The organism is Streptomyces sp. NPDC007983, from assembly GCF_042958345.1.
Taxonomy (GTDB): Bacteria; Actinomycetota; Actinomycetes; order Streptomycetales; family Streptomycetaceae; genus Streptomyces.
Genome location: NZ_JBIBJI010000005.1, coordinates 528,601 through 554,042, shown reverse-complemented (window position 1 = coordinate 554,042; position 25,442 = coordinate 528,601). Strand labels below are relative to the sequence as shown.

Annotated in this window: 23 protein-coding genes and 5 pseudogenes; 12 read left to right on the top strand and 16 right to left on the bottom strand. The window is 70.5% G+C overall.

Translation table 11 applies throughout. From position 1 onward, the window contains the following. Positions 1-111: 111 nt before the first annotated feature. Positions 112-1,095 (bottom strand): helix-turn-helix domain-containing protein, encoded by a 984-nt coding sequence (locus ACFZCY_RS19345; protein WP_391173924.1) that lies wholly within the window; start codon positions 1,093-1,095, stop codon positions 112-114. Positions 1,096-1,165: 70 nt separating this feature from the next. Here ACFZCY_RS19345 and ACFZCY_RS19340 point away from each other — a divergent pair, with 70 nt between their 5' ends. Further along, the gene (locus tag ACFZCY_RS19340; RefSeq protein WP_391173927.1) at positions 1,166-2,191 is read left to right on the top strand and encodes a zinc-binding dehydrogenase; all 1,026 of its coding nucleotides are present in this window, start codon (positions 1,166-1,168) and stop codon (positions 2,189-2,191) included. Here the strand turns inward: ACFZCY_RS19340 and ACFZCY_RS19335 are convergent. After that, a complete protein-coding gene (locus ACFZCY_RS19335) occupies positions 2,178-2,633 on the bottom strand; it encodes a tautomerase family protein (protein WP_391173929.1) in 456 nt (151 codons plus the stop codon). The genes ACFZCY_RS19340 and ACFZCY_RS19335 overlap by 14 nt on opposite strands. A gap of 85 nt (positions 2,634-2,718) precedes the next feature. On the opposite strand from ACFZCY_RS19335, the gene ACFZCY_RS19330 reads away from it, so the two are divergent. From ACFZCY_RS19330 to ACFZCY_RS19310, 5 genes are all read left to right on the top strand, one after another. Next, the gene (locus tag ACFZCY_RS19330; protein WP_391173933.1) at positions 2,719-3,639 is read left to right on the top strand and encodes a LysR substrate-binding domain-containing protein; all 921 of its coding nucleotides are present in this window, start codon (positions 2,719-2,721) and stop codon (positions 3,637-3,639) included. Positions 3,640-3,811: 172 nt separating this feature from the next. After that, on the top strand, positions 3,812-4,915 hold the full coding sequence (locus ACFZCY_RS19325) for an ABC transporter substrate-binding protein (RefSeq protein ID WP_391173935.1): 1,104 nt from the start codon (positions 3,812-3,814) through the stop codon (positions 4,913-4,915). 222 nt (positions 4,916-5,137) lie between these two features. Next, the gene (locus tag ACFZCY_RS19320; protein WP_391173938.1) at positions 5,138-6,280 is read left to right on the top strand and encodes a serine hydrolase; all 1,143 of its coding nucleotides are present in this window, start codon (positions 5,138-5,140) and stop codon (positions 6,278-6,280) included. A 231-nt stretch (positions 6,281-6,511) separates the two neighbouring features. Next, positions 6,512-8,344 carry an asparagine synthase (glutamine-hydrolyzing) gene (gene asnB / locus ACFZCY_RS19315; RefSeq protein WP_391173941.1) on the top strand — a complete coding sequence of 611 codons (1,833 nt, stop codon included), beginning with the start codon at positions 6,512-6,514 and terminating at the stop codon, positions 8,342-8,344. A 107-nt stretch (positions 8,345-8,451) separates the two neighbouring features. Further along, entirely contained in the window at positions 8,452-8,739 is a 288-nt protein-coding gene (locus ACFZCY_RS19310; protein WP_391173943.1) for a MarR family transcriptional regulator, read from the top strand. Between the two features lie 136 nt (positions 8,740-8,875). Here ACFZCY_RS19310 and ACFZCY_RS19305 read toward each other — a convergent pair whose 3' ends face one another. From ACFZCY_RS19305 to ACFZCY_RS19260, 10 genes and pseudogenes are all read right to left on the bottom strand, one after another. Next, positions 8,876-9,631, bottom strand: a complete 756-nt coding sequence (locus tag ACFZCY_RS19305; RefSeq protein WP_391173946.1) for an FCD domain-containing protein — start codon at positions 9,629-9,631, stop codon at positions 8,876-8,878. A 5-nt stretch (positions 9,632-9,636) separates the two neighbouring features. After that, positions 9,637-10,695: a D-erythronate dehydrogenase gene (gene denD, locus ACFZCY_RS19300; RefSeq protein WP_391173949.1), complete on the bottom strand. Its 1,059-nt coding sequence runs from the start codon at positions 10,693-10,695 to the stop codon at positions 9,637-9,639. After that, positions 10,692-11,495: a 2-oxo-tetronate isomerase gene (gene otnI / locus ACFZCY_RS19295; RefSeq protein ID WP_391173953.1), complete on the bottom strand. Its 804-nt coding sequence runs from the start codon at positions 11,493-11,495 to the stop codon at positions 10,692-10,694. Before otnI ends, denD begins: the two co-directional genes overlap by 4 nt. 34 nt (positions 11,496-11,529) lie before the next feature. After that, the gene (locus ACFZCY_RS19290; protein WP_391173956.1) at positions 11,530-12,837 is read right to left on the bottom strand and encodes an MFS transporter; all 1,308 of its coding nucleotides are present in this window, start codon (positions 12,835-12,837) and stop codon (positions 11,530-11,532) included. Between the two features lie 49 nt (positions 12,838-12,886). Beyond that, the gene (locus ACFZCY_RS19285; RefSeq protein WP_391173958.1) at positions 12,887-13,561 is read right to left on the bottom strand and encodes an aldolase; all 675 of its coding nucleotides are present in this window, start codon (positions 13,559-13,561) and stop codon (positions 12,887-12,889) included. Further along, entirely contained in the window at positions 13,561-14,847 is a 1,287-nt protein-coding gene (otnK, locus tag ACFZCY_RS19280) for a 3-oxo-tetronate kinase (RefSeq protein ID WP_391173961.1), read from the bottom strand. The genes ACFZCY_RS19285 and otnK overlap by 1 nt, the downstream gene beginning before the upstream one ends. 1 nt (position 14,848) lies before the next feature. Next, on the bottom strand, positions 14,849-15,766 hold the full coding sequence (ltnD, locus tag ACFZCY_RS19275) for an L-threonate dehydrogenase (RefSeq protein WP_391173963.1): 918 nt from the start codon (positions 15,764-15,766) through the stop codon (positions 14,849-14,851). 160 nt (positions 15,767-15,926) lie between these two features. Then, a pseudogene (locus ACFZCY_RS19270) lies at positions 15,927-16,295 on the bottom strand (aldo/keto reductase); the annotation flags it as partial. Between the two features lie 60 nt (positions 16,296-16,355). Then, positions 16,356-16,859 (bottom strand): DUF5709 domain-containing protein, encoded by a 504-nt coding sequence (locus tag ACFZCY_RS19265; RefSeq protein WP_391173966.1) that lies wholly within the window; start codon positions 16,857-16,859, stop codon positions 16,356-16,358. Positions 16,860-17,094: 235 nt separating this feature from the next. Continuing rightward, positions 17,095-17,526, bottom strand: a pseudogene (locus ACFZCY_RS19260) (TetR family transcriptional regulator C-terminal domain-containing protein); the annotation flags it as partial. On the opposite strand from ACFZCY_RS19260, the pseudogene ACFZCY_RS19255 reads away from it, so the two are divergent. The 3 genes and pseudogenes from ACFZCY_RS19255 to ACFZCY_RS19245 all read left to right on the top strand — a co-directional run bounded on the left by ACFZCY_RS19255 (position 17,494) and on the right by ACFZCY_RS19245 (position 18,774). After that, a pseudogene (locus ACFZCY_RS19255) lies at positions 17,494-18,106 on the top strand (SDR family NAD(P)-dependent oxidoreductase). The pseudogenes ACFZCY_RS19260 and ACFZCY_RS19255 sit on opposite strands and share 33 nt — an antisense overlap. 12 nt (positions 18,107-18,118) lie before the next feature. After that, a pseudogene (locus ACFZCY_RS19250) lies at positions 18,119-18,295 on the top strand (hypothetical protein); the annotation flags it as partial. Positions 18,296-18,441: 146 nt separating this feature from the next. Further along, positions 18,442-18,774: a hypothetical protein gene (locus ACFZCY_RS19245; protein ID WP_391173969.1), complete on the top strand. Its 333-nt coding sequence runs from the start codon at positions 18,442-18,444 to the stop codon at positions 18,772-18,774. Positions 18,775-18,804: 30 nt separating this feature from the next. Here the strand turns inward: ACFZCY_RS19245 and ACFZCY_RS19240 are convergent, their stop codons facing one another. Beyond that, positions 18,805-19,482 (bottom strand): response regulator, encoded by a 678-nt coding sequence (locus tag ACFZCY_RS19240; protein WP_391173972.1) that lies wholly within the window; start codon positions 19,480-19,482, stop codon positions 18,805-18,807. Continuing rightward, a complete protein-coding gene (locus ACFZCY_RS19235) occupies positions 19,479-20,648 on the bottom strand; it encodes a histidine kinase (protein ID WP_391173974.1) in 1,170 nt (389 codons plus the stop codon). The genes ACFZCY_RS19240 and ACFZCY_RS19235 overlap by 4 nt, the downstream gene beginning before the upstream one ends. A 222-nt stretch (positions 20,649-20,870) precedes the next feature. Here ACFZCY_RS19235 and ACFZCY_RS19230 point away from each other — a divergent pair, with 222 nt between their 5' ends. Next, entirely contained in the window at positions 20,871-21,281 is a 411-nt protein-coding gene (locus ACFZCY_RS19230) for a hypothetical protein (RefSeq protein WP_391173977.1), read from the top strand. Between the two features lie 475 nt (positions 21,282-21,756). Here ACFZCY_RS19230 and ACFZCY_RS19225 read toward each other — a convergent pair whose 3' ends face one another. Then, the gene (locus tag ACFZCY_RS19225; RefSeq protein WP_391173979.1) at positions 21,757-22,206 is read right to left on the bottom strand and encodes a cupin domain-containing protein; all 450 of its coding nucleotides are present in this window, start codon (positions 22,204-22,206) and stop codon (positions 21,757-21,759) included. A 394-nt stretch (positions 22,207-22,600) separates the two neighbouring features. Between ACFZCY_RS19225 and ACFZCY_RS19220 the strand changes: the two are divergent. Beyond that, a pseudogene (locus tag ACFZCY_RS19220) lies at positions 22,601-23,035 on the top strand (phospholipase); the annotation flags it as partial. Positions 23,036-23,210: 175 nt separating this feature from the next. Further along, on the top strand, positions 23,211-23,882 hold the full coding sequence (locus tag ACFZCY_RS19215; protein WP_391174446.1) for a hypothetical protein: 672 nt from the start codon (positions 23,211-23,213) through the stop codon (positions 23,880-23,882). An 81-nt stretch (positions 23,883-23,963) separates the two neighbouring features. On the opposite strand, the gene ACFZCY_RS19210 is transcribed toward ACFZCY_RS19215, so the two are convergent. Continuing rightward, positions 23,964-25,226: a PQQ-binding-like beta-propeller repeat protein gene (locus ACFZCY_RS19210; protein WP_391173982.1), complete on the bottom strand. Its 1,263-nt coding sequence runs from the start codon at positions 25,224-25,226 to the stop codon at positions 23,964-23,966. Between the last annotated feature and the right edge of the window lie 216 nt (positions 25,227-25,442).

Here is a 25,442-nt window from a genome sequence, read left to right as displayed (position 1 = left end):
CATAGGCACACCCCCCGAAGGAGACGCGACGCGGCGGCGTCGGACGCCCTCGCGACCCACGGGCGGCACTGCGGCGAGCGCGGCCCACCGGGCGAGGGGCCCGGACCCGCCTCATGACGGTGCGCTGTCCCGCCAGGTGCGCCGGTACGCCGACGGGGCGACCCCCGCCTCCGCCGCCAGGTGGCGCCGCAGCGAGGTGGCGGTGGCGAAGCCGACCTCGTGGGCGATCCGTTCCACCGGCAGGTCGCTGGACTCCAGCAGCTGCCGCGCCCGCCGCAACCGCTGCTGAGTGAGCCACCGGCCGGGGCTCAGACCGGTCTCCTCCCGGAAGCGCCGGGCGAAGGTACGGGTGCTCATCGCCGCGTGCGCGGCCAACTCGTCCAGTGACAGCGGCAGTTCCAGCCGCCGCAGCGCCCAGTCACGGGTCGGCCCGGTGCCGGTTCCACCCGTCGGCGGCACCGGCCGCTCGATGTACTGCGCCTGCCCGCCGTCCCGGTACGGCGGTACGACGCAGCAACGGGCGACGTGGTTGGCCACCTCGCTGCCGTGGTCCCGGCGCACCAGGTGCAGACAGACGTCGACACCGCTCGCCGCCCCGGCGGAGGTCAGCACGTCACCGTGGTCGACGAAGAGCACACCGGCGTCGAGCTCGACCCGGGGGAACAGCTCCCGGAAGTGGTCGGTGAGCGCCCAGTGGGTGGTGGCCCGGCGCCCGTCCAGGAGACCGGCGGCGGCCAGCAGGAAGGCGCCGGTGCAGATGGACACCAGACGGGTGCCGGGGCGGACGCGGGACAGCGCGGCGAGGGCCCGCGGGTCCGGTGCGGTGGCCGAGGCCCGGGAGATCGCGTACGGAGGGATGACCACGGTGTCCGCCTCGTCCAGCACCTCGGGACCGTGCCCGGGGGTGACCGTCAGGTCCGAGTCGGTACGCACGGGCCGCCCGTCCACGCTCGCGGAGCGCACCTCGTAGCGGCCACCGGCGGAACCCAGGACCCGGTGCGGGATGCCGAGTTCGAAGGGATAGACGCCGTCGAGGGCAAGGACGACGACCTTGTGGGCGCCGGGAACGCGGCGGGCGGCAGGGACGACGGACATGGCAGGAATGTATCGGAGCCTGACCATCTTGCCATCGCCCCGGGCCGGGCCGTACGGCCAGGATCGAGGCATGACTTCGACGGACACCCCTGACCACCTCGGCTCCCCGGACCCGGCGGCCGCCACGGACTCCCCCGGCCCCGCCGCGCCGGGCGGCGCCCCCGTGATGCTCGCCCTGCACCAGACGGCCCTCGGCGGCCCCGAGGTCCTGCGGCTGACCGAGCTTCCGCGGCCCGCGCCCGGCCCCGGGGAGATCCTCGTCGCCGTGCACGCGGCCGGGCTCAACCCCACGGACTTCAAGCACCGCGCCCTGAGTATCTTCCTGCCGCCCCCGCCGCTGACCCTCGGCTGGGACGTCTCCGGCACCGTGGTGGAGACCGGCTTCGGCGTCACCCTCTTCCGGCCCGGTGACGAGGTGTTCGGCATGCTGCCCTATCCGTACGGGGCAGGCTCCCACGCCGAGTACGTGACCGGCCCCACCCGCGCCTTCGCCACCAAGCCCGCCGGGATCGACCACGTCCAGGCGGCCGCGCTGCCGCTGGCAGCGCTCACCGCCTGGCAGGCCCTCGTCGAGACCGCGGACCTCCGGGCCGGGCAGCGGGTGCTGATCCACGCCGCGGCCGGCGGCGTCGGCCATCTCGCCGTACAGATCGCCAAGGACCGCGGCGCGCACGTCACCGGGACGGCGAGCGCCCCCAAGCACGACTTCCTGCGCGAGATGGGCGCGGACGCCTGCGTCGACCACCGCTCCGAGGACTTCACCGACACCGACGAGCGCTACGACGTGGTCCTCGACGCCCTCGGCGGGGAGACCGCCACCCGCTCCGTGGGTGTGCTCCGCCCTGGCGGCATCGTCGTCTCCCTGCTGCCGGGCGCCCAGGACACCCCGGCCGCGGCGGAGAAGGCCCAGGTCCGCGCCGTCAGCCTGCTCGTCGAGCACGACCGGGCCGGGATGCGCGCCGTCGCCGAACTCGTCGACCGGGGCAGGCTCCGCGCCCACGTCTCCGGCACCTTCCCCCTCGCCGAAGGCGCCCGCGCCCACGCCCTGGGAGAGACGGGCCGCACCACGGGGAAGCTGGTGATCACCGTGCGCTGAGGCGGGACGGTTCGGGCCGTACGCCGTCCTCCGTGAGAACGTCGTTCATGCGCTCGTCGTAGCCGGTGGCGGGATCGACGACGCGCCCGGCCGCCCACCAGTTCTCGCGGGCCGTCTCGCTGATCATCATCAGGATGTCCTCTTCGGGGACCTCGGCGAACAACTGGAGGTTGGTGACGATCGCCTGGAACAGTTCGGCCTTCTGCTCGGCGGTGCGGGGGTTGAAGGACAGCTGGATGAACATGGCGCGCTCGCCGCGCCTCAGGCCGAACACCACCGGCTGCATCTGGAAGTTGTCAGGCGCGACCTCATGGAAGACGTGGAACTGGTCGTCCTGGGGGATCTTCAGCACGTCGACCATGGCCTTGTGGAGGCCGAGGGACACATTCCGGCGGTACTCGGGAGTGGTTCCCCGGCGCAGGTAGATGTTGATCAGAGGCATGTTCTCACGCTAGGAACCCGCAGGGCATTCCGCCAGCGAATGATCGGCATAATGGATATGCCGATTACTCATGGGGGCGTGGCTCATGGAGATGACACTGGCCGGGCTGCGGGTGCTGCGTGAGGTGGCGGAGCGGGGCACCTTCACCGCCGCGGCAGACGCGCTCGGGTACACACAGTCGGCCGTCTCCCGGCAGGTGGCCGCGCTGGAACAGGCGACCGGCACCCGGCTCTTCGACCGCCACCCCGGCGGTGTCCGGCTGACCGGCGCGGGCCGTGGCCTGCTGCGGCACGCCGTCGTCGCCCTGGACGCCCTGGACGCGGCCGACCGGGAGCTGCGCGGAGAGGAGGAAGCCGAGCGGGGCCGCGTCCGGCTCGGCTTCTTCCCCACCGCCGGAGCGGTGATCGTGCCCCAGGCGCTGGCGACGCTGCGCCGGGAGCACCCGCACATCCAGGTGACGACGCGTGAGGGGACCACGCCCTCACTGGTGCGCGCGCTGCGCGCCGGCACCCTGGATCTCGCCGTCCTCTCCTCCCGGCCGCCGCACCGCTCACCCGACACGGACGATCCGCCCCTGAGCGTCGAGCCGCTGCTGGAGGTGCACCTGGCCGTGGCGGTGCCGGCCGGCGGCCTTTTCGCCGAACGGGGCAGTGTCAGCGTCCACGACCTCGCGGGCGAACCGTGGATCGCCAGTCCTGGCACCGTGGACGAGCCGCTGCTCGGCGTCTGGCCCGGTCTGCCCGGGCGGCCCACGGTCCGCCACACCGCCCGCGACTGGCTGACCAAGCTCCACCTGGTCGCGGCCGGCGCGGGTATCACCACCGCCACGCCGACGCTGCTGCCCGCCGTTCCGCCCGGCGTGCGTATCGTGTCCGTCGAAGGCGTCGCGGAGGAGGTACGACGCGTCAGCCTGGTCCGCGTGCCGGGCCTCCTCACGGCACCCACGGACGCGCTGGCACGCGCCCTGCGCCGGCAAGCCGCGGACCTCGCCGACCTCGCCGACTGATCACTGAACAAAACCGGTTGTCTGTGGGCGATGGTGATGGATGCAATGTCCGGCATGATCCCCAGGCGCACCCTCCACCGCGAGATGAGGCGAGCGCACATCGGGCCTCGCCACCCGGCGACCTGGGCTCGCTGCAAGCAAATCGCCATACGGGAGCGGGAGACGTCTACGCATGCATACGCCACCATCGCCACCTGGGTCGGAGCCGGCGGACCGATCGTCCGTCCGGATCGGCGCTCTCGTTCCGCTGACCCGGCCCGGCTGGGTCGGGGCAGGGCAAAGCCTTCTCGCGGGAATGGAGTTGGCCGCTCATGACGTCAATGAGGCGGGTGGGATCGGCGGAAGACCGCTGGAGCTGGTGGCCCGAGACACCGCGGCTGATCCGCAGAGGGCCGCGGCGGCCGTAGAGGAATTCGCCGGCCTGGGCGTGGCCGCCTTGGCCGGGGAGTATCACAGCGTCGTCGCTCGCGCCGCTGCCACCAGGGCCGACGCCCTCGGCCTGCCGTTCCTCTGCTCGTCAGCGGTACTCGACGCGCTCACCGAACACCCGACGGAATGGGTCGCGCGCCTCTCCCCGCCGCAGTCCCGCGGCTGGCGGGTCTACGCGGACTTCCTCCTCGGCGCGGGCCACCGTCGCATCGCCGTGGCAACCCAGCCGAGCGTCTACTGGGCGACCGGGACCCGCATCCTGCGGGACCACCTCGCCCCTCGCGGCGGCACCGTCACCGAACTCGACGCAAGCGCGCTCACCCCCACGGCCGTGTGCGACGCGCTCGTCGACAGCCGCGCGACAGCCCTCCTTCTTCTGGTCGGCCACCCGGATCCGGCGGTGCCGATCGTCGAGTCCGTACGCGGCGGCCATCGCCTCGCCGAGATCCTGATCGGTGCTCCGGCCGGGCAACCGGAGTTCGCCGAATGGGCGACGCCGCTGGGCACCGCGATCCCGTTCTTGCGCTATCTGCCCGAGCGCCTCGGCCCACTCGGCGCACGAGTGGAGACGGACCTCCGCGAGCGGCTGGGCGAAGCGCCGTCCTTCGTCGCCTTCGAGGGCTACGACTCGGTCACCGTCCTCGCCGAGATGCTGCGTTCCCACGGCGCGGACCGGGCCCGCATCGCCGAATCCTGGCCGCGCGTCGCGGTCGAAGGCACCCGCGGGCAGATCCTGTTCTCCCGCACGCCGGGCGTCAGCGTGTGGCAATGGGCTGGGCCGCCGATCCAGGTCGTCGATCGAGACCCGGCGGAACCCGATCGCTTTCGGATCCTTCACGTCGGCTGAGTCTGTGACAGCCGGGGAAGCCTCAGCGTCCCTACGGGGGGTACCCCCCGGCACCGCCCTGAGGGCAGCGCAGCGGCACGTCAGGGGGAAAGCCGGATGGGCCGTTCCCCTCTCCGCTGGTGGGATGGTCGTCGGCCATCTGCTCCGGGGGCGATACAGCCGCGCGCCACAGCGTGAGCGGTCCCTGAACGCGCAGGCAACCTGAACGGGAAAGGGGTCACCATGCAGGTGTCAGGAAGGCGTCGGGGAGGCTCATTCGTCCTGACCAGTCTGGCCGCGGTCGTCCTCGTCGCATCGACCGGGCTGACGGCGGCGGCGAAGCCGCGGCAGGCCGATCCGCTCCAACGGCAGGTGGACGCGATCCACGACACCGGGGCCGTCGGCGTGTTCGCCGAGGTGACGTCACCGCACACACGGGACAGCGCGCGCGCCGGGACGGCCGAGAGGGGCACCGGAAGACCGATGCCGCAGAACGGCAGGTTCCGGATCGGCAGCGCCACCAAGACCTTCACCGCCACGGTCGTGCTACAGCTCGTCGGCGAGGGGCGACTGTCCCTGGAGGACACCGTAGAGCAGTGGCTGCCGGGAGTGGTCCAGGGCAACGGCCTCGACGGCAGCCGGATCACCGTGCGGCAGCTGCTGCAGCACACCAGCGGCATCCCTGACGTCGAGCCGGACATACCCGCGTTGAACAACGCGGACGGCTATCGAGCCGAGCGGTTCCGCACCTACGCCCCCGAGGAGTTGGTGGGGCTGGCGACGCAGACCCGTCCCTACTCCTCCCCGAGCGCTGACTGGTCGTACTCCAACACCAACTACGTGCTCGCCGCGATGATCATCCACGCGGTCACCGGCCAGAGTTGGGGCCAGGAGGTGAAGGACCGAATCATCCGCCCGCTGGGCCTGAGGAGCACCAGGACACCCGGCACCTTCCCCTTCATCCTGGGCCCGCACGCCCAGAGCTACGCCGCGTTCGGCACCGGCACCAGCATCGACGTCACGACGCTCAATGCGAGTATGGCCGTCGGCTCCGGCTCGATCATCAGCACCACGCACGACCTGAACCGGTTCTACACCGCACTGCTCGGCGGCCGTCTGCTGGATACGGCACAGCTCGACGAGATGACGACCACCATGCCCGCGCCCGAGCTGGGCGTGAGGTATGGACTCGGTCTGGGCGAGATCCCACTGCCCTGTGGCGGCAGCTATTTCGGCCACGTGGGCGAACTGCTCGGCTATCACGCCTTGGCCGGCGCCACCCGAGACGGGAGCAGGAGCGCCGTGGTGTATACCACCAGTGACGGCGGCCGGGACACGCAGCAGGCCATGAGAGCACTCGTGGCCCAGGAACTGTGCAGGCCCTAGCCGCTTCGAACACCTGAGGATCGGCCGCGAAACCCAGCGCCCCCATCCGGCGCCCGTTCCGGGGCGCGGGATTTCGGACAGCGCTTGAGGTGAAACGTTCTCTTAACAGGAATTTACTGGTGAGAAACGACACCCGTCGGCGTTGGCGGCAGAAGGTAGCGATCCGCCTCCGGAGAGGTAGATGGTTATCCCAGGCAACCGTTCGGCTCCCGATCGAAAGGGTTGATCACCGTGTGTGGCATCACCGGCTGGGTCTCCTACCGCCGCGACCTGACCTCTCACCGACAGCTCCTCGACACCATGACGGAGACGATGGCGTGCCGCGGCCCGGACGCGGCGGGCACCTGGGTGACCGGCAGGGCGGCGCTCGGCCATCGCAGGCTGGCCGTCATCGATCTGCCGGGCGGGGCCCAGCCCATGACCGTCGACACGGCCGACGGCCCCGTCACCATGGTGTACTCCGGCGAGGCGTACAACTTCACCGAGCTGCGCGACGAACTGCGCCGCAGGGGCCACGGCTTCACCACCGACTCCGACACCGAGGTCGTCCTGCGCGGCTATCTGGAGTGGGGCGAATCCCTCACCGAGAAGCTCAACGGCATGTACGCCTTCGCCATCTGGGACTCCCGCACCGAGAAGCTGGTGATGGTCCGGGACCGGATGGGCATCAAGCCGTTCTACTACTACGAGACCGACGACGGCGTACTCTTCGGCTCCGAGCCCAAGGCCATCCTCGCCAACCCGCTCGCCGCCCCCGTGGTCGGCATCGACGGACTGCGGGAGATCTTCTCGTTCGCCAAGACGCCGGGCGAGGCCATATGGAAGGGCATGAGGGAACTGCGCCCCGGCCATCTGGCCGTCGTCGACAGCAACGGGCTGCGCGAGCGGGCGTACTGGCGTCTTGAGGTGTCCGAACACACCGATGACCAGCAGACGACCGTCGCCCATGTGCGGGAGCTGCTCGAGGACATCATCGCCCGCCAGCTCGTCGCCGACGTGCCCCGCTGCACCCTGCTCTCCGGCGGGCTCGACTCCTCCGCCATGACCTCGCTCGCCGCCCGCCGGCTCGCCGAGGTCGGCGAGACCGTCCGCAGCTTCGCGGTCGACTTCCCCGACCAGGCGGAGAACTTCCGCGCGATCGATGTCGCGCCCAGCGTCGACACGCCGTACGTGCACGCGGTGGCCGACTATGTGAAGTGCGACCACCAGGACATCGTGCTCGACGGCTCCGCCCTGTCCGACCCGGCCGTCAGGCAGGCCGCCATCGCCGCCCGGGACCTGCCCATCGGGCTCGGCGACCGGGACAACTCGCTCTACCTCCTGTTCAAGGCCGTACGCGAGCAGTCGACGGTGGCGCTGTCCGGCGAGTCGGCCGACGAGGTCTTCGGCGGCTATCCCTGGTTCCACGACGAGCGGCGCGAGGCCGACACCTTCCCGTGGCTCGCCGGAGGGCCGATGCTCGGCGACACCAAGAGCCTGCTGCCCGACGACCTCGCCGACCGGCTCGACCTGGACACCTACCTCCGCGACCGCTACGTCACCGCGCTGAAGGAAGTCCCCCTCAAGGAGGGCGAGTCCGGTCTGGAGAAGCGCATGCGAGAGGTCTGCTATCTGCACCTCACCCGCATGGTCAACACGCTCCTCGACCGCAAGGACCGGATGAGCATGGCCGTCGGCCTCGAGGTCAGGGTGCCGTTCTGCGATCACCGGCTCGTGAGTTACGTCTTCAACACCCCCTGGTCGCTCAAGACGTTCGACGGGCGGGAGAAGAGCATCCTGCGCGAGGCCACCCGTGATGTGCTGCCCGAGTCGGTCGCGAACCGCAAGAAGAGCGGTTACCCCGGGAGCTTCGACCCCGCCTATCTCGCCGCCATCAAACGGCAGGCGAGCGACCTCGTCACCTCGGGACACCCGGCTCTCGAGCTGTGCCGCCTCGAGACGCTGAACGAGGCCATCGCCGCACCGGGCGAGCACATCACCCCGCAGCAGCGCGCCGCCATCGAACGCGCCCTGGACCTGGCCACATGGCTGGACCTGCGCAAGCCCACCATCACGCTGGACTGAGCCGCGCCGGCGCCCCGCCGCCCGGACCGGAGCGGGGGCATGCGCCCCTGCTCCGGTCCGGGCGGCCCCGCGGGTGGCATCACTCGGTGGCGGCGGTGAAACGGTCGGTGCCCAGCACGGTGAGCAGGGCGAGCTTCTCGTGGCTCTCCGTCACCAACCGCATCGACCGCTTGGAGGCCAAAGGGCTGGTCGAGCGGGTGCGCGACAGCGCCGACCGGCGCTCGGTGCGGATCCGTCTCACCAGGCACGGCAAGGACCTCTCCGACCGGGTGATGGCGGCCCACCTGAGGGGCTGCGAGGACATTCTGTCGGTCCTCACCCCGGAGGAGCGCGAGCAGTTCACCTCGGGCCTGCGCAAGGTCCTGGAGGCCCAGGGCGATACCGCCCTCAGCTGACCGGCCGAGCGCCGGCTTTCAGCGGCCTGCCCGGCCGAAGAGCGCACCCTGCCGTTTCTTGACGCACGTATCCCCGCAGGACCAGGGCCGGGAGGCCGAACACCACCGGCATGGTCCGCAGGGATGGGCCCGCGCGTCACGGGGCGGCGTCGAGATCCACTTCGAGGTTGCCGGTCTCGCTCCAGAATCCTTCGTCCGCCTCGTGCAGCCGGGACGCGGCGTGCTTCAGGTGGAGGAGCGCCGCGTCGCGTGCGGCCTCGGCGTCGCGGGCCTCGATGGCGGTCAGGATGGCGTGGTGCTCCTGCCGGACGGCTTCGAGGAAGTCACTGCTACGCGCCTCGTTCGCACGCGTGACGCGGATTCCGCCGCGCAGCACCTCGCCGAGATAGCGCACCGTCGAGACCATCACCGCGTTCCCCGTCGATTCGGCGATGGAACGGTGGAAGGCCAGATCCTCGTCCACACCGTCACCGCCGGCCGAGACCGCGGTGTCGATGGCCTCCAGGGCCTGACGCATCCGGGTGAGGTCGGCCGGGGTGGCGCGGGTGGCCGCGAGGTACGCCGCCTCGCCCTCGATGGGGCGGCGCACCTCCACGATCAGCCGCACCTTGGACTCGGTGTCGTGGGCGGTCTCGGCCTCGAGGTCGAGCGGCCGTATGCGCCGTGGCATGACGAACACGCCACGCCCCTGGCGCGGCTCGACCAGGCCCGCGTTGCGGAGCCGGGAGACGGCCTCGCGCACGACGGTGCGGCTGACGCCCAGCTGCTTGACCAGCTCCACCTCGGTCGGCAGCTTGTCGCCCTCGGCCAGCCGCCCGGACTCGATCTCCTCCGAGAGCATGGCGGCGACCCGGTCCGCGAGCCGTAGGGGACCGCTCACCTTGGAAAACATGGTCTTCAGTCTATCGGCATGGGCCGCTCCGCCCGCGCGGCTGCCGCGTCGGCCACGACCGCGTCGGCGTGGTCGGCGACGTACTGGCGCACCACCGACGCGAAATCCGGGTCGGGCTCCAGCCCGAGCGCGGTGGCGCGCGCGTTGTCGAAGTCGGCGGGCCACGAGCCCACGATGGCCTCGACACCGGGATCGGGTGCGAGCGTCACCCGGTCGGCGACGGCGTCGCCGGCCACCCGCCGCAGTGTGTCCAGCATGCCGGCGACCGAGACCGTGAGCGCCGGAAGGTTGACCGGCAGTCCGCCGTCGAGGAGGCCAGGACCGGCGCCGCGCTCGACCTCCGCGATGCGCAGGATTCCCTCGACGGCGCGCCGCGGCGAGGCCAGGGCCACCCGCAGATCGGGGCGGACCGGGCAGGTCGCCGGGAGGCCCGCGAGCGGTTCCCGGATGATGCCGGAGAGGAAGCCGGAGGCGGCCGCGTTCGGCTTGCCCGGCCGTACCGACACGGTCATCAGGCGGGCGACGCGTCCGTCGACGAAACCGCGGCGGGTGTAGTCCGCGATCAGCTGCTCGCAGACGAGCTTCTGGACCCCGTAGCTCGACCGCGGCGTGGGCAGGGTCGCCTCGCTGACCACCGGGGGCAGCGGCAGCGCGGGGTCGGAGCCGTAGACGGCGACGCTGCTGGAGAACAGCATCCGCGGCGTCGGCCCGCCCGCGGCCGACTGGGCCCGGGCGGCTTCGAGCAACGCGCGGGTCGTGTCCACGTTGGCGCTCATGCCGAGGTCGAAGTCGGCCTCGCACTCGGCCGAGACGGCGGAGGCGAGGTGGATCAGCACATCGACGGGCCGCGCGAACAGCTCATCGAGCCGGTCGACGACGTCACCCCGGACGATGTCCACGAGCGGGTCGGCCGCCGACGGACCGGACGACGGGCCGGACGGCACGACGCGGTCGGCGAGCACCAGCCGGCCGATCGGTGCGCCACGGAACGTCCGTGTCGTGAGCAGTGCGTCCGCGACCTGTCGTCCCAGAAAGCCGAAGCCGCCCGTGATGACGATCCTCATGCGTTGTCTCCTCGGTAGTCGTCGAGCCAGCCGAGCCCTTCGCTCGTGCCGGCCGCGGGGATGTACTCACAGCCGATCCACCCGTCGAAGCCGAGGTCGTCGACGACGCCGAAGAGGTGGCGGATGTCGAGTTCGCCCCGGTCGGGCTCGTGGCGGTCGGGCACGCCCGCGATCTGCAGATGGCCGATCCGGCCCGTGGTCACGTCGCGGCGCAGGGTCGTGGTGAGATCTCCTTCGACGATCTGGCAGTGGTAGAGGTCGAGCTGCACCTTGAGGTTCGCCGCCGCCACCTCCCGTACCACGGCGTGTGCTTCGGCCTGCCGATTCAGGAAGTAGCCGGGCATGTCACGGCCGTTGATCGGTTCGATCAGGATGTCGACGCCCGCCGCGGCGGCCCGTTCCGCGGCCCGGGCGAGATTGGCCAGATAGGTGTCGCGGTGGCGGGAGGACTCCGCGGGTGTCGCCTCCGGCCGTACGAGTCCGGCCATCACATGCACCTGAGAGCAGCCCAGTTCCGCGGCGTACTCCAGGGCCCGGTCGATCCCGGAGCGCGTCTCCGCCTCGCGTCCGGGCAGCGCCGCGATGCCGCGCTCCCCGGAATCCCACACACCGGGCGGTGCGTTGAAGAGCACCTGCCGCAGGCCGTGGTCGTCGAGCCGGCGGCGCAGTTCGGTGGCGTCGTACGCGTAGGGGAAGAGGTATTCGACGGCCTCGAAGCCGTCCGCCGACGCGGCGGCGAAGCGGTCGAGGAAATCGTGTTCGGTGTACATCATGGACAGGTTCGCGGCGAACCTCGGCATGCTGGCTCCTGGGTACGGGCCGGGATCGTCCCGGTCAGCGGTTGACGACCTGCCTCTTGGTGGTGAGCACCGCGGCGGCGCCCACGACGAGGCCGAGTGCCAGGACGTACATCGGGATCGACGCCGATCCGGTGGCGTCCTTGAGCGAGCCGATCATGTACGGACTGACGAATCCGGCCAGGTTGCCCACCGAGTTGATCAGTGCGAGCCCGGCAGCGGCCGCGGTGCCGCCCAGGAACGCGGTGGGAAGCGACCAGAACAGCGGAGCGCAGGTCAGCACCCCGGCCGCGGCGACGGACAGCGCGATCAGGGACAGTACGGTCGACCCGCTCCAGACGGCGGCCAGCGAGAACCCGGCCGAGCCCATGAGACTCGGGATGATCAGATGCCAGCGGCGCTCACGCCGCTTGTCCGCCGACCAGCCGAACAGGTTCATCGCGACGAGCGCGGCCAGGTACGGCACGGCACTGAGCATACCGACCGTGAGGTTGTCTTCGATGCCGGTGGACTCGACGAAGGAGGGCATCCAGAAGGTCAGCGCGTACTGGCCCATGACGAAGCAGAAGTAGATGAAGCACATCAGCCACACCTTGGGCTCGCGGAAGGCGTCCCGGACCCGGCCGTGCACGGTCCGGTGCGCGGTGTCGTCGGCGATCGCCCGCTCCACGACGGCCTTCTCCTCATCGGTGAGCCACTTCGCGCCGCGCACGTCGTCGTCGAGGTAGAACAGCGTGACCACACCGACGGCGAGTGCGGGGATCGCCTCCAGCAGGAACATCCACTGCCAGCCCTGCCAGCCGCTCACGCCCTGGAACCGGTCCATGATCCAGCCGGAGAGCGGATTGCCGAAGATGCCCGCCACCGGGATGGCCGACATGAACATCGCGATCACCCGGGCACGGCGGTGCGAGGGGAACCAGTAGGTGCAGTACAGGATCACGCCCGGGTAGAAGCCCGCCTCCGCGGCGCCGAGCAGAAACCTGAGCACATAGAACGACAGCTCGTTGGTGACGAACACGAATGCCGCCGAGACCAGCCCCCAGCTGATCATGATCCGGGCGATCCAGGTGCGGGCCCCGACGCGTTGCAGCATCAGGTTCGACGGCACCTCCAGGAGGAAGTAGCCGATGAAGAACAGCCCGGCCCCGAGGCCGTACGCCGCCTCGCTGAACCCGAGGTCGTCGGACATCTGCAGCTTCGCGAACCCGACGTTGACCCGGTCCAGATAGGAGACGACGTAACAGAGGATGAGGAAGGGGACGATGCGCCGTACGACCTTGCGGAAAACGGCGTTCTCACGGACGAGGCCGGAGGCTTCGGCCGCCACTACGGGCAGGGGCATGGCGGATCCTTCGTGCGGCTCAGGGGATTCTCTGACGGGGAGGGCGAGGTCACCACGCGGCGCCGAACGTGGCCCTCAGCTCTTCGATGGCGTCCGCGGTGAGCGGGCTGGGACGACGGTCGGTCAGGAGCCACAGCCGTGCCGTTTCCTCGAGTTCTTCGAGGACGGCGAGAGCGGTGGCCGCGTCGGGCCCCCAGACCACGGGGCCCAGCCGGTCGAGCAGCACGGCTCTGATCGGTGTGCGGCTCGCCAGGTGGCCGGTGATCCGGGCACTCACCAGGTCGGCCACCCGCGGATCGCCGGGCCGGTGGTACGGGATGAGCGGCACGTGCCCGACCTTCATCACGAAGTAGGGCGTGAGCGGCGGGAGCACATCGTCCTGGCTCCACACACCGGCCAGGGTGAGCGCGACCAGATGGGTGGAGTGGGTGTGGAGGACGAATCGGGCCGTGGGGTCGGCCTCGTAGATGCGTCGATGGAGCGTCAGGGTCTTGCTCGCGCGGTCGCCCGCGAGCTGTTCGCCCCCGGCGTCGACCAGCGCGAGGCGGTGGCGCTCCAGGAAACCCAGGGCGGCGTCGGTGGGCGTGATCAGATGGCCGTCGCCCACCCTGGCGCTGATGTTCCCGGCGCTGGCGTGGACGTAGCCCCGGTCGAACAGGCTCGTCCCCACCCGGACGATCTCGTCGCGCGCCTCGTCCACGGCGGTGCCGCGCAGCTCGGTCATCAGGCCTCCCGGTCCAGCAGGGCGAACGAGTCGGTGAAGAAGCCGGGGCCACCGAAGTTGCCGGACTTCAGCGCGATGTGGAGCGTGTCCCCGCCGGGAAGCGCCGCCGCGCACCAGGGCACTCCGGGATCGATCTGCGGTCCGATCCGCAGTCCGGTGATGCCGAGCGCCCGGACGACCGCGCCCGAGGTTTCCCCGCCGGCGACCACGATCTGGCGGACACCGCGCGCCACCAGACCCTGGGCCACACGGGCCAGGGTCCGCTCCACCAACGCGCCCGCCTCGACGGCGCCGAGCCGGCTCTGGACGGCGCGGACCGCCTCGGGGGTCTCGGTGGAGTGGAACAAGACAGGCCCGTCGGGCCCGTCGGCGAGGTGCGCCGCGCCGAACGCCAGGGCCTCCCCCGCCACGTCCTCACCGGCCGCGATGCGCAGCGGATCCACGCTGAACGCGGGTCGGCCGCTCCGCAGGAACTCCGCGACCTGCTCGTTGGTGGCCGCGGAGACCGATCCGGAGATGATGGCGCGGTGGCCACTCGGCGACGGCAGCTGTGCGGCGGCGGCCGACGGCTTGAACCCCCAGTTCGCGGGCAGCCCGATGGCCAGCCCGGAGCCGGCGGTCACCAGGGGCATCTCCCGGACCGCTACGCCGAGGCGCAGCAGGTCGTCGTTGGAGACGGCGTCGGCGATGGCGATCTCGATGCCCTGCCGGCGCAGCTCGTCGATCCGGGCCCGGATCGCCTCGGCGCCGTGGGCCACGGCCGTGTGGTCGATCAGGCCGACCGTGCGGGTGGACTGCGCGCCGAGGACCGAGACGAGGTTGGGGTCGGCCATCGGCGTGAGCGGGTGGTGGCGCATCCCGCTGTCGCTGAGCAGGACATCGCCGACGAAGAGATGCCCCTTGAACACCGTGCGCCCGTTGTCGGGGAACGCGGGTGTCGCGATGGTGAAGTCGGTGTCCAGCGCGTCCATCAGAGCCTCGGTGACCGGCCCGATGTTGCCCGCCGGTGTCGAGTCGAAGGTGGAGCAGTACTTGAAGTAGATCTGTTCGGCGCCCGCGGACCGCAGCCAGGACAAGGCCCGGAGCGATGCCTCGACGGCGTCGGTGGCCGGAACGGTCCGCGACTTGAGCGCGATGACCACGGCGTCCGCGTCCACCGCCGCCTCGCGGCCGTCCGGCGGTACGTCGATCAGCTGGACCACGCGCATCCCCGCGCGCACCAGGTTGTTGGCCAGGTCCGTGGCGCCGGTGAAGTCGTCGGCGACGCAGCCGAGTCGGATTGCCACCTCAGGCCTCCACCGGAGCGGGCAGGTCGATCCCGGGGAAGATCTTGATGACCGCGCTGTCGTCCTCGGAGCCCAGACCGGACGCCGACGCCTGGAGGAACATCTGGTGGGCGGTGGAGGCGAGCGGGAGGGGAAACCGCTCCGGCCGTGCGGAATCGAGCACCAGACCGAGGTCCTTGACGAAGATGTCGACCGCGGAGCGGGGGGTGTAGTCACCCGCGAGCACATGGGCCATGCGGTTCTCGAACATCCATGAGTTCCCGGCGCTGTGGGTGATGACCTCGTAGAGCGTCTCGGCCGGGACACCGGCCTTCAGCCCCAGCGCCATCGCCTCGGCGGCCGCGGCGATGTGCACCCCCGCGAGCAGCTGGTTGATGACCTTGACCTTGGAGCCGAGACCGGCCCGCTCGCCCAGGCGGTAGACCGTGCCGCTCATGGCCTCCAGCACGGGGTCGGCGACCGCGTAGGCGTCGGCGGAGCCCGACGTCATCATGGTCAGCTCACCGGTCGCCGCCCGCGCGGCACCGCCGGAGAGAGGGGCGTCCAGGTAGAGCACACCCCGCTCGGCCAGGCGTCCCTCCAGTTCGGCGGACCAGCCGGGGTCGACCGTGGAGCACATCATGAAGACGGCCCCCGGGCGAAGCCGGTCGGCGGCCCCGCCGGCACCGAACAGCACCGACTCGACCTGCGCCGCGTTGACCACCACGCAGACCACGACGTCCACGGTGGCCGCCAGATCGCCGGGGGAAGCGAACGCGGTCCCGCCGTCGCGGGCGAAGTCCGCGGCCACCTCCGGCCGCAGATCATGGACCGCCACCTCGTAGCCCGCCCTCCGCAGGCTGCGGGCCATTCCGAGCCCCATGGCCCCGAGGCCCACCACGCCCACGCGCGGTCGTGCGCGCCTGTCCTGGTCGTTCATACCCCTCCTCATGTGTGCTGTGGCGCGCCCGTTCGGCAGCACGAGCGCGCCCCCGATACCGCGACGGTCAGGTCATATGATGACCTGATGACATGACTCTCGCTACCGTGATGCGCGTCACATATGAATGAGGGGATCCGGGCGGGTCCGGCGGCCGAGGTCAGCGTTCGAGCATGCCCATACCGGCCTCGCCGTGGGTGTCACCGGCAGCCGGGGGCAGGCCGGACAGCTTCGCCAGGACCTCTTCGGTCAGCCGCAGACTCCCGGCGGCGTTCTCCTCCACCCTGGCCACCCGCTTGGTGCCGGGGATGGGGGCGATGTCGTCGCCCTGGGCGAGCAGCCAGGCGAGGGCGGCCTGGGCGGGTGTGGCGCCCACCGTGGCGGCGTTGGCCTGGACCTCGTCGGCGATGCGCAGGTTCCCCGCATGCATGGCGCGATCCGGTGACATACGGCCCAGGGCCCGGGCGCCGGTTCGCCGGTCAAGCCACTCCCCCGACGTGTGCCTCGCCGCCGCGGCGAACGCCACGTTCGTGTCACGGCACCACCAGCGCTGCTCGGCCCCGGCCCCCGGCCCGTGGCGGCGGCAGCGTCACGGCGTTTCGTCCGGGCCTCGATCCGCGGATTCTTCGACGAGGCCCTCCTCGTCCACGACGTGAACAGCCGCTTCTTCGGCGCCGGCGGCACCGGCGTCGATGCCGACGTCGGAGGCCCACAGTTCCTTATCCGTGTCCGAGCTGACTCCCTCGTCCGGAGCCACCAGTCGCCCTGCCCGCTCCTCGCCGGCCTCGGGGTCCATCGGCTCTCCCTCGCCGCCGGGCAGGTCGCCGACACCGTCGCCCTCCTCCGTTCCGACGTCCGGGTTCTCCTGGCCGAGCCTTTGGCCGAGGGATTCCCCCTCGTGCTGTTCCGCGGCCGTGGTGCCCACCTTGCCCACGCCCAGGGGCTTTTCCGGTGGCGAGTACCCCTCCTCCAGGATGTCGTCGTAGCCGCGTTCGTCCAGCGCGTCCTCGAGGTCCAAGGGCGCCGCGTCCTCCTGCTCCTCGTTGCTGCCGACGGGCTGATATGCGTCGTCCGCCATGCTGTCGTCGCTCATGATCGCCTCCATGCTTATGAGTCCTTGGGCTTGATCGGCCGAGTACCCACTCGCGGCCTGGTCAGCCTGCCCCCTGATCGCGCCATGTCGTGGCCGTCGGCTGATCGAGGGCGGGGCTCGCCTCTGACCTCGTGCCATTGCCATCGGGCCGCGCTTGGCACACTTTTCTCCACAACCGGGCCCACCTGCGCGGACGCGAGGCCAAAGTGACCACCGGTCCCTGCCGACAGGGCCGTCAGGCAGACGGCCGGCTCCGCAGGGCCATGTCGGCCACCTGCTGCAGGTCCTCACGCGTAGCGCCGCTGGCTGCTTGGACGGCGATGCCGTTCGCCACGGCCATGACGTAGCGGGCGAGCAGTCCGGGATCCGTGCCGGGAGACAGGTCGCCTTCGTCGACGGCTTGCTGGAACCGGTCGCGGAGAAGGGAAGTGGCCTCGTTGCGCCAGGCGATGAGGGCGTCGCGGGCGCTGCGTCCCGGGTCGCCGGCGGCGAGGGAACCTTGGACGCCCAGGCACCCGGCGGGGCAGCCGGGGCGCGTGGTGGCGCGAACGGAGCCGTGCAGGAACGCGGTGGCCACCTGCCGGGCGGTCGGTTCCTGCAGGGCCCGGGCCCCGTACGAGGCGGGGCCTTCCGTATAACGCTCCAGGGCCTTGCGGAACAGGTCCTCCGGATCGGCCTGGCAACCGCCATCCGGCTGGCAGCCGAGGGCGCGCAGTGTTCATCACCGGCCGGCGCAAGGCCGCACTGGACGCGGCCGTGGAGACCATCGGCCCGGCGGCGGCCACCGCGGTGGTGGGCGACATCTCCGACCTGGATCGCCTGTACGACGCGGTCCGCGCCCGGGGCCGGCCTGGACGTGGTCTTCGCGAACGCGGCGAGCTCGTCGTTCGCGACACTGGAGCAGATCACCGAGCAGCACTTCGACCAGACCTTCGGCGGCGTTCGGCACCTACGCGGCCTCCAGGGCGGCAATCCGGTCCTACGCCCGGACCTGGGCCAACGGGCTGAAGGACCGGAACATCCGGGTCAACGCGATCTCCCCGGGCACCATCGACACTCCTGGACTCGATGCTGTCGCCGGTACGGGGGACGCGTCTCCAGGTCACAGTTCACCGCAGGCATCCCCCTCGGCCGGATAGGGCACCCGGACGAGGTCGCCGACGTGGTGGCTTTTCCTCGCCTCCGAGCAAAGCAGCTTCATCCTCGGAGCCAACCTGTACATCGCCCGCGGCGAGACCCAGATCTGACCCGCGGGAGACAAGACCCGTATCTCCCGCAAGCCGGACACCTGGCGCTACGAGTGGGACGCCGAGGATCACCCGACCCAGGACACCACGCCCGACGGAACGGTGTGGCGCTGCACATACGACCCGAAGGGCCGGCGCACGGCGAAACTCCGCATGGCGGCGAACGGCACGACCGTCGCCGAGCGCACCGCGCCGCGTGGGGCCGGGATTCACCGGCCCCATGGACGGGTCCGTCAAGATCGGCGGCCGTGGCATCGGCTACCGCGTCTCCCGGACACCCGACCCTGTGTACCGTGTGGCCACCTACTGGCTCACCCCATGAATGACATCGGATCATGCCTGACCTGACTCAGCTGACCCAAGAATTGATCGGGTCGACTTACGAGGAGGGTGCGCCGCGCCTCCCCGACCCCGTCCGGGATTTCATCGAGAGCATCACGTTCGCCACGCCCGAGGAAATCCTCCCGGCGCTGCGCGGCGCGCTGGCCGAGGACTGGATGGCCATGCCGGTCTGGGCCCGGAATCTCGCGTACCGCCTGGCCTGTCTACAGCGCCCGGACGACCCCGAACTCCTGCGCGAAGCGGCGGCCGACCTTCTCTCTTTCGGACCCGACTGGGATGGTTTCGCGGAAGAGCTGAAGGCCCGAGCCGCCCGCCTGGACAGCTGAGTCCCCGGCCGGCACCGAAAGGGCCGCCCCTCAGCGGCCCGGTGTGACCAGCCCCGTCTCGTAGGCGATCACCACGGCCTGGGCCCGGCTGTCCAGACTCAGCTTGCTCATGGTGCGGTTGAAGTGTGTCTTGACGGTCGCCTCGCTGATGAAGAGGTGGTCGGCGATCTCCAGGTTGGTGAGCCCCCGCCCGATCAGCTCCAGCACCTCCACCTCACGCGAGGTCAACGTGGCAAGGTCCGGCGGGCGTTCGCCACCGCCACCGACACCGGCGCCGCCGGTCTGCCGTGCGAAGGCTTCCACCAGCCTGCGTGTGACGCTCGGCGCGAACAGCGCGTCGCCGCCGCTGACCGCCGCCACCGCGGCGAGCAGCCGCTCGGGCCCGGAGTCCTTCAGCAGGAATCCCGAGGCCCCCGCGCGCAGCGCCCCGTACACGTACTCGTCGAGGTCGAAGGTGGTCAGCACCAGCACCTTCGGCGCGGGGTCGGACGCCTGGGCGAGGATCTTCTCGGTGGCCTCGATGCCGTTCATACCGGGCATGCGGATGTCCATCAGCACGACATCGGGGGAGGTGCGGGCGGCCAGAGCCACGGCCTCCTCGCCGTCCCCCGCCTCGCCGACGATCTCGGTGCCGGGCGCGGCGTTGAGCACCCCCACCAGCCCGGCACGGATGAGGAACTGGTCGTCGACGACGAGCACTCTGGTCATCCTGGAGCGTCGTCTCCCTGCGCGTCGTCCCGGTGGCGTACGGCCTGCGGCGAGGTCGGCAGGGTCAGCCGCACGGCGAAACCGCCCTCGCTCCGCGGGCCGACGCGGACCGTCCCGCCATAGAGCTTGGCCCGCTCCCGCATGCCAATCAAGCCGTGTCCGGGGCCCGTCGGCAGTCTGTCCTGAATCACCTCCTCTCCGTCGTCGATGACCGAAACCATGACCTCGTGGCGCCCGTAGCGCAGCTCGACCGTGGTCCGAGCCCGCCCCGCGTGCTTGATCACGTTGGTCAGGGCCTCCTGTACGACGCGGTACGCGCACAGCTCGACGCCGGGCGCGAGCGGCCGCGACGTGCCCTCGACGCGCAGCTCGACCGACAGGCCGCCGGCCCTGACCCGTTCGACCAGCTCGCCGAGGCGCGCGAGCCCCGGCATCGGGCCGGGCGGAGCCCCGTCGCCCTCCTCCTGGCGCAACACCTGGAGCATCCGCCGCAGCTCTTCGAGGGCCTCGGCACTGGTGTCGGCGATGGTGCCGAGCGCGGTCCGCGCGGTCGGCGGGTCGGAGTCGAAGACGAACCGCCCGAGGCCCGCCTGCACGGAGATCACCGACATGTGGTGCGCCACCACGTCGTGCAACTCCCGCGCGATCCGGCCACGCTCCTCCATGACGGCGCGCCGGGCCCGCTCCGCCTGCTCCCGCCGCAGCCGCCGGGTGAGCTCGGCGGACCTGCGCGCCAGGGTGCCGAACCACCACAGGATCAGCGGGAACCCCACGGCCTGCCCCACCACGGAGGGCATCGAGGCCCGGGGCGCCAGCACACCGGCGTAGATCCACACCGCCGCGAGCAGCACCGCGCAGCCCGCCGAGACACGCGCCGTACGCAGGGACGTGACGGTGTAGAACGCGAGCATCGGCCCGTAGGAGTTCACCACGGGCCAGTAGCCCGCCGTGATGTAGCCGGTCCACATCAGGACGGCGGCCAGGAACACGGCGACAGGAGCGCGGTTGCGGGCGATGAGCGGCAGGTTGACCGCGCCCAACAGCGCATAGCCCGCTGCGTCGAGCGCGGGCCAGCCCTCCGCGGTCGCCTCCTGCGCCACCAGTACGGCCACGGTGGTCGGCGCGGCCGCGATGAGTGCGTCGACAGCCAAGGGGCGGATCCGCATCGCCGCAGCGTAGCGCCGAAGCGGAAGGCAGGACATCAAACCACCGTGGTATCGGCCCTACCGCAGGAGTTGACCCGTACCGCGAGAGTTCACGCGCATCTTCCCCCACGGGTTGACGTCGGTCGTATCCGGCTTGCGTAGCTTCTTCCCCGTGCCGGTCACCCAGGCCGGCGCCCACGGCTCACCGCCGCGGCACACATCGCAGAACACGGGGAAACCACCATGCTCACACGCTCACGCCTCGTTCCGCTGGCCCTCGCCACCCTGCTGGTGGGAGGCGGCACGGCCGCCGCGACGACGGCCTCGGCCGCCACGCAGGGATCGCAGGTGATCCAGTCCTGCTACGGCAACGCGGAGAACTACACGGCCACCGGCAATGGTGTCGATGCCGCTTATTGGCCGGGAACCGGGTTCAAGTACACCACCGGCAACTGCGCCGACATCAACGTCAAGGTCAACTACTCCCGCAAGGTCCGGGTCTGCTGGAAGTACATCGAGTGCGACTCCTGGGTGCAGGCCTACAAGGGCCAGTGGAAGGTGGTCAACAAGGAGCACGCCGACGTCCCGGACGGGTGGGGCTTCTACCTGGAGTTCAGCGGAGGCAACAACGGGACGGGACAGGCCGCCTACTGACCCCGGCCGACCGCACGACCGGATGACCACGGGGGGCGCTGAGCGCCGTACGGACCGAAGCCTTCGGCCCGTACGGCGCTCGTGCGTCGCCGCGGGGCTACGACAGCAGGTGGTCGAGGCAGAGGTTCAGCCCGGCCTCCAGATGTTCCGCGGAGCCGGTGGAGAGCAGGACGGTGACACCGCCTTGGAACGAGGAGGTCGCGGACTTCCTGCCCGGAGTCGCTTGACGCTCAGGGCGCCCTGGAGGGCGACGATCGACGCGGCCGAGGGCCGGCTCGGAAGGGCGCCGGAGGAGAGTGCCGGGGTCGTCGTGCGTTGAGCGACTCTCGATGCGGACGGCCCGAAAGGAACCTTCCAGGACGACAACGGAGACGTGCCCTGGTAGACGTCCAGGCACGATCGGGGGGGCAGGCCGGCCGCCTGGGCTGCCCCCCGGATCGTGACCATCAGGCCCCACGAGGCGCCAGTTCGAAAGTCAGTAGGTGTCCGGCAGCAGCCGGAAGTCGTCGAAATCAAATCCGGGCGAGACCACACAACTCACCAGCACCTCTTCATCGCCGGCCGGGATAGCGGCCTGCCAGTGCCCAGCGGGCACGAGAGCCTGCGGCCGCTGGCCGCTCGCGAGCTCGGGGCCAAGCATGACCTTTTCTGGGTCCTTTTCTGGCCTCTCCCCGGAACCGCCCAGCAAGAGCAGCAAGGGACCGCCACGGTGCCACAGCCATAGTTCCGGCGAACGAACCATGTGCCAGCGGGACTCCTCGTTGGGAGGCAAGAGAAAATAGATGGCTGAGCAGATGGACCTCCGCCCAGGGTAGCCCTGCGGCTGCGTCTCAGTGGCACTGCGCCACGTTTCCTTGTACCAACCTCCTTCGGGGTGTGCACTCATCTCGAGCAGGCGGGCCGTCTCGGGCATTTTCTCGATCACGTGAGCTTCCCTTCCTCTCAGCAGGTCTACCCGATCGCCGGCCAAACCTTCCGTTGGCCGGCCCTGTTCGCTCGTTCTGAGCCGTAGCCCCGACCGACACCGCGCCGCCGGACATGAAGCCGTCGCTCCGGGGAGCACGAGCACGCCACCGGATTGATGCACATGACGCATCAACAGATCCCGGTCGCGATGCTGGACGCCATTTGGGCACGGCTTGGAGACTCACCCATGGCAAGGCGACGCCCGCCACCTGCCCCGCCCCGGCACGACGCCGCGTCTCGCCCGCTCGTCAGCGCGCTCGCCACACCGTACGGCTCGTTTCACGGTTCACCGCACCAGGCAATCGGCCCCACGTCCGGCCTTCGCGGGCCGCCCGACACCTTACGGATGACCCATGGGAGACATCACCAGACGTACGGCGCTCACGATGGCCGCGGGTACCGTCACCGCCTCGACGGTGACCAACGCGACCACCGCCGCGGCCGACGCCCCGGCACCGGGACGACCGGCGGCGTCCGGGGCAGGCCCCGCTCTGCGGACCGCCCTCATCACACGGGTGACGCCCAGGAACAACTGGCGGGTGACCGCCGTCGCCATCCGCTACGCGCACCCGCTCCACCTGCGCGGCGGCGTCATCCCACCCTCCGCGTTCCAGGTCACCGCCGACCTCGGCAGGCAGAGCGCGGCCCGAACGGTCACCCGGGCCTACCCGAACACCGTGGCCAGGACGGACGACCGCCCCGAGGCGGGGCGGCCGGGCAGATACCTCATCATCGAGCTCGACCCGGACGACACCAATGCGCAGGCCGCCGGCACCGACCCTCTCCCACTCCACCGCGCCTACGCCATCCGACAGGTGGCGGACGTGAGGACCCCCGGCGGCGACCTGGTGCTCCCGGCCGGTCCGCTGGCAATCCGGAACGACGACGTCATCACCCCGGTGGTCGACGACTTCACCGCGGGATCGTACCCTGCACGGCGGCGGCGAAGTCGCCGACAACAACATGACCCAGCTCACCGCCCATCGCGTCGCCGTCACCTTCGCCAAGCCGGAACGCCAGCGTCGAAACCCGGCGTTCGTACTCGCCTCCCAGATCCCACTGCCCCGCCCCACGGACGGACCCGACAACACGGACTGGACCGACGCCAAGGTCCGTGCGGCGCTGGTCGAACTCATCGACACCTTCACGACGCAGCGCCCCGTCGACACGGACCGGCTCTATCTCGTCGGCCTGTCATCGGGTGCGCGAGGCATCTTCAACCTGCTCCCGAGGCTTCCCCACACCTTCGCCGCGGCCCTGGCCACCGCCGGCTGGGGTGAGGCATCGGCCATGGACAGCATCACGCACATCCCGATCTGGGCCGATCACTCCATCGACGACCCGGTGGTCCCCCACCGCGAGGGACGGTTCGGCAAGCCCGGCACCTGGACGCTGATGAACGCGCTGGAGAGTGCCGGTGCACGGATCACCCGCGGGGAATGGGCCAACGACCTGCCCAAGGCGGAGTTCGAAGCCCGGTCCAGGGCCCTGCTGAACCCGGCACGGCGAGCCGGCAGCCATGTGCTGTTCACCAGCTACACGCCCGGCACGACGCCGGTGAGCCCGCACTTCGCGTGGGCACAGACATATCAGAACGACGTCGTCATCGACTGGCTCCACGACCAGTCCCGTTAGGCCCTGCCATGGCCGACGCGGCGACCCGCGAGCGCCACAGAACACCACCGGGATGTTCTGTGGCCACATCACGAACGAACGCTACGAGCCCGCGGGTCCGGTCCAGTCGGCTGCCACATGACCGATGCGCACCCGCTGCGGGTGATCGCCGACCGCCACGGACGCGGTCTTCTCGCCCGTCGCGAAGTCGATCGCGGTGACCCGGTCGGCACCGCTCTCGGAGACGACGCAGGAGGTGCCGTCGCCACTCACCGTCGCCCAGTACGGCTTCGAGGTCGGCACCAGGGGGCCTTCCTGAAGCGATTCCCGGTCGACGACGGTCGCGTAGTCGTCCATCGTCCCGGCCACGCACAGCTTCTTGCCGTCGGGGCTCATCGACAGCCCGTGGTGGCGGGAGTCGTTGACCCAGGTGGTGCGGTCCTCGCTGGTGGCCGGATTCTTCGGGAGGGTCTTCGCGCGGGTGATCTTGTCCTTGGCCACGTCGTACTCCAGGAACCCGTTGAAGAAGGAGACCTGGAAGTAGAGCTTGGACTCGTCGGGGGTGAAGGCGACGGGCCGGACCGCATCGGACAGGTCCTTGCGACCGAAGGCGTCGAGCCGTTCGCGCATGTCGATGACCTTGACCTGCTTGAACGTGTTCGCGTCGACCACGGTGATGCGCCGGTCGCCCTTCGTCCAGTCCATCGACGGATCGTCCAGTGCGGTGTTGACCTCGCCGATCGACATGTTCCAGAGGTACTTGCCGCCATCGGTGAAGACGTTCTCATGGGGCTTGTCACCGGTGGAGAACGAACCGAGTTGCTTACCCGTCTCGATGTCGAGGACGTGCACCGTATTCGACGTCGAAGCCGACACCGCCACGCGTTTGCCGTCGGGCGACACGGCCATGTGGTCCGCGCGGAATCCCGACACGGGGAAGCGCCAGTTGATTTTGCCCGTCGCGACGTCGATCGAGACCACGTCGGCGAAGCTCGGCCGGGAGACGACGATGGCCGAGCCGTCCGGGGTCGAGTACATGTCGTCCACGAACTGGTCGTGCCCCTCCCCCGGCCCCAGCCGGACCCCCAGGAAGAAGGCGAGCTTGATGGGGTTGAGGTAGATCTCGGCGAGCCGCTGATCCTTGTCCGGTATGACGTTGATCCGGCCGATCCTGGCCAGGTCACCACTGGACTTGATGACGTCGGCGGTGCCGTCCCAGTTGTTGCCCACGAACATCACCTCTCGCAGGCCGGTTGCTTTGGCCTGCGCGGAGGCACTCACCGCCGTGGGACCGGTCACGGCCAGGGCCACGGCAGCGGCGAGAGAGAGAACCATCCGGGTGGAGCCACGGTGCTCTGAAGGCATGGCCACTCCATTCGAAGCGGGGGTCTGTCATCGTCGGGGCGCCACCTACTGGAAAGTAATGAAGACGGATGCCTGCCACAAGTGGTCTGACGACAAAAAATGACAGCCGCTCAACTTTGCTGGACGCCACGACGCCCACCGCCGTCGGCTCGGAACCCACTTCGATCGGCTGGGCGGCCTCCATCCACGAGCACACGCGGGGCAGGAAGCTCGCCA

Bases quoted from the DNA above. Each gene is read 5' to 3' on its own strand.
- ACFZCY_RS19235 (WP_391173974.1), bottom strand. From the start codon at position 20,648: ATGCGGATCCGCCCCTTGGCTGTCGACGCACTCATCGCGGCCGCGCCG.
- ACFZCY_RS19345 (WP_391173924.1), bottom strand. From the start codon at position 1,095: ATGTCCGTCGTCCCTGCCGCCCGCCGCGTTCCCGGCGCCCACAAGGTC.
- ACFZCY_RS19290 (WP_391173956.1), bottom strand. From the start codon at position 12,837: ATGCCCCTGCCCGTAGTGGCGGCCGAAGCCTCCGGCCTCGTCCGTGAG.
- ACFZCY_RS19325 (WP_391173935.1), top strand. From the start codon at position 3,812: ATGCATACGCCACCATCGCCACCTGGGTCGGAGCCGGCGGACCGATCG.
- ACFZCY_RS19340 (WP_391173927.1), top strand. From the start codon at position 1,166: ATGACTTCGACGGACACCCCTGACCACCTCGGCTCCCCGGACCCGGCG.
- ACFZCY_RS19285 (WP_391173958.1), bottom strand. From the start codon at position 13,561: ATGACCGAGCTGCGCGGCACCGCCGTGGACGAGGCGCGCGACGAGATC.
- ACFZCY_RS19320 (WP_391173938.1), top strand. From the start codon at position 5,138: ATGCAGGTGTCAGGAAGGCGTCGGGGAGGCTCATTCGTCCTGACCAGT.
- ACFZCY_RS19230 (WP_391173977.1), top strand. From the start codon at position 20,871: ATGCTCACACGCTCACGCCTCGTTCCGCTGGCCCTCGCCACCCTGCTG.
- ACFZCY_RS19335 (WP_391173929.1), bottom strand. From the start codon at position 2,633: ATGCCTCTGATCAACATCTACCTGCGCCGGGGAACCACTCCCGAGTAC.
- denD (WP_391173949.1), bottom strand. From the start codon at position 10,695: ATGAGGATCGTCATCACGGGCGGCTTCGGCTTTCTGGGACGACAGGTC.
- ACFZCY_RS19265 (WP_391173966.1), bottom strand. From the start codon at position 16,859: ATGAGCGACGACAGCATGGCGGACGACGCATATCAGCCCGTCGGCAGC.
- ACFZCY_RS19245 (WP_391173969.1), top strand. From the start codon at position 18,442: ATGCCTGACCTGACTCAGCTGACCCAAGAATTGATCGGGTCGACTTAC.
- ACFZCY_RS19305 (WP_391173946.1), bottom strand. From the start codon at position 9,631: ATGTTTTCCAAGGTGAGCGGTCCCCTACGGCTCGCGGACCGGGTCGCC.
- ACFZCY_RS19215 (WP_391174446.1), top strand. From the start codon at position 23,211: ATGACCCAGCTCACCGCCCATCGCGTCGCCGTCACCTTCGCCAAGCCG.
- otnI (WP_391173953.1), bottom strand. From the start codon at position 11,495: ATGCCGAGGTTCGCCGCGAACCTGTCCATGATGTACACCGAACACGAT.
- ltnD (WP_391173963.1), bottom strand. From the start codon at position 15,766: ATGAACGACCAGGACAGGCGCGCACGACCGCGCGTGGGCGTGGTGGGC.
- ACFZCY_RS19210 (WP_391173982.1), bottom strand. From the start codon at position 25,226: ATGCCTTCAGAGCACCGTGGCTCCACCCGGATGGTTCTCTCTCTCGCC.
- ACFZCY_RS19240 (WP_391173972.1), bottom strand. From the start codon at position 19,482: ATGACCAGAGTGCTCGTCGTCGACGACCAGTTCCTCATCCGTGCCGGG.
- ACFZCY_RS19330 (WP_391173933.1), top strand. From the start codon at position 2,719: ATGGAGATGACACTGGCCGGGCTGCGGGTGCTGCGTGAGGTGGCGGAG.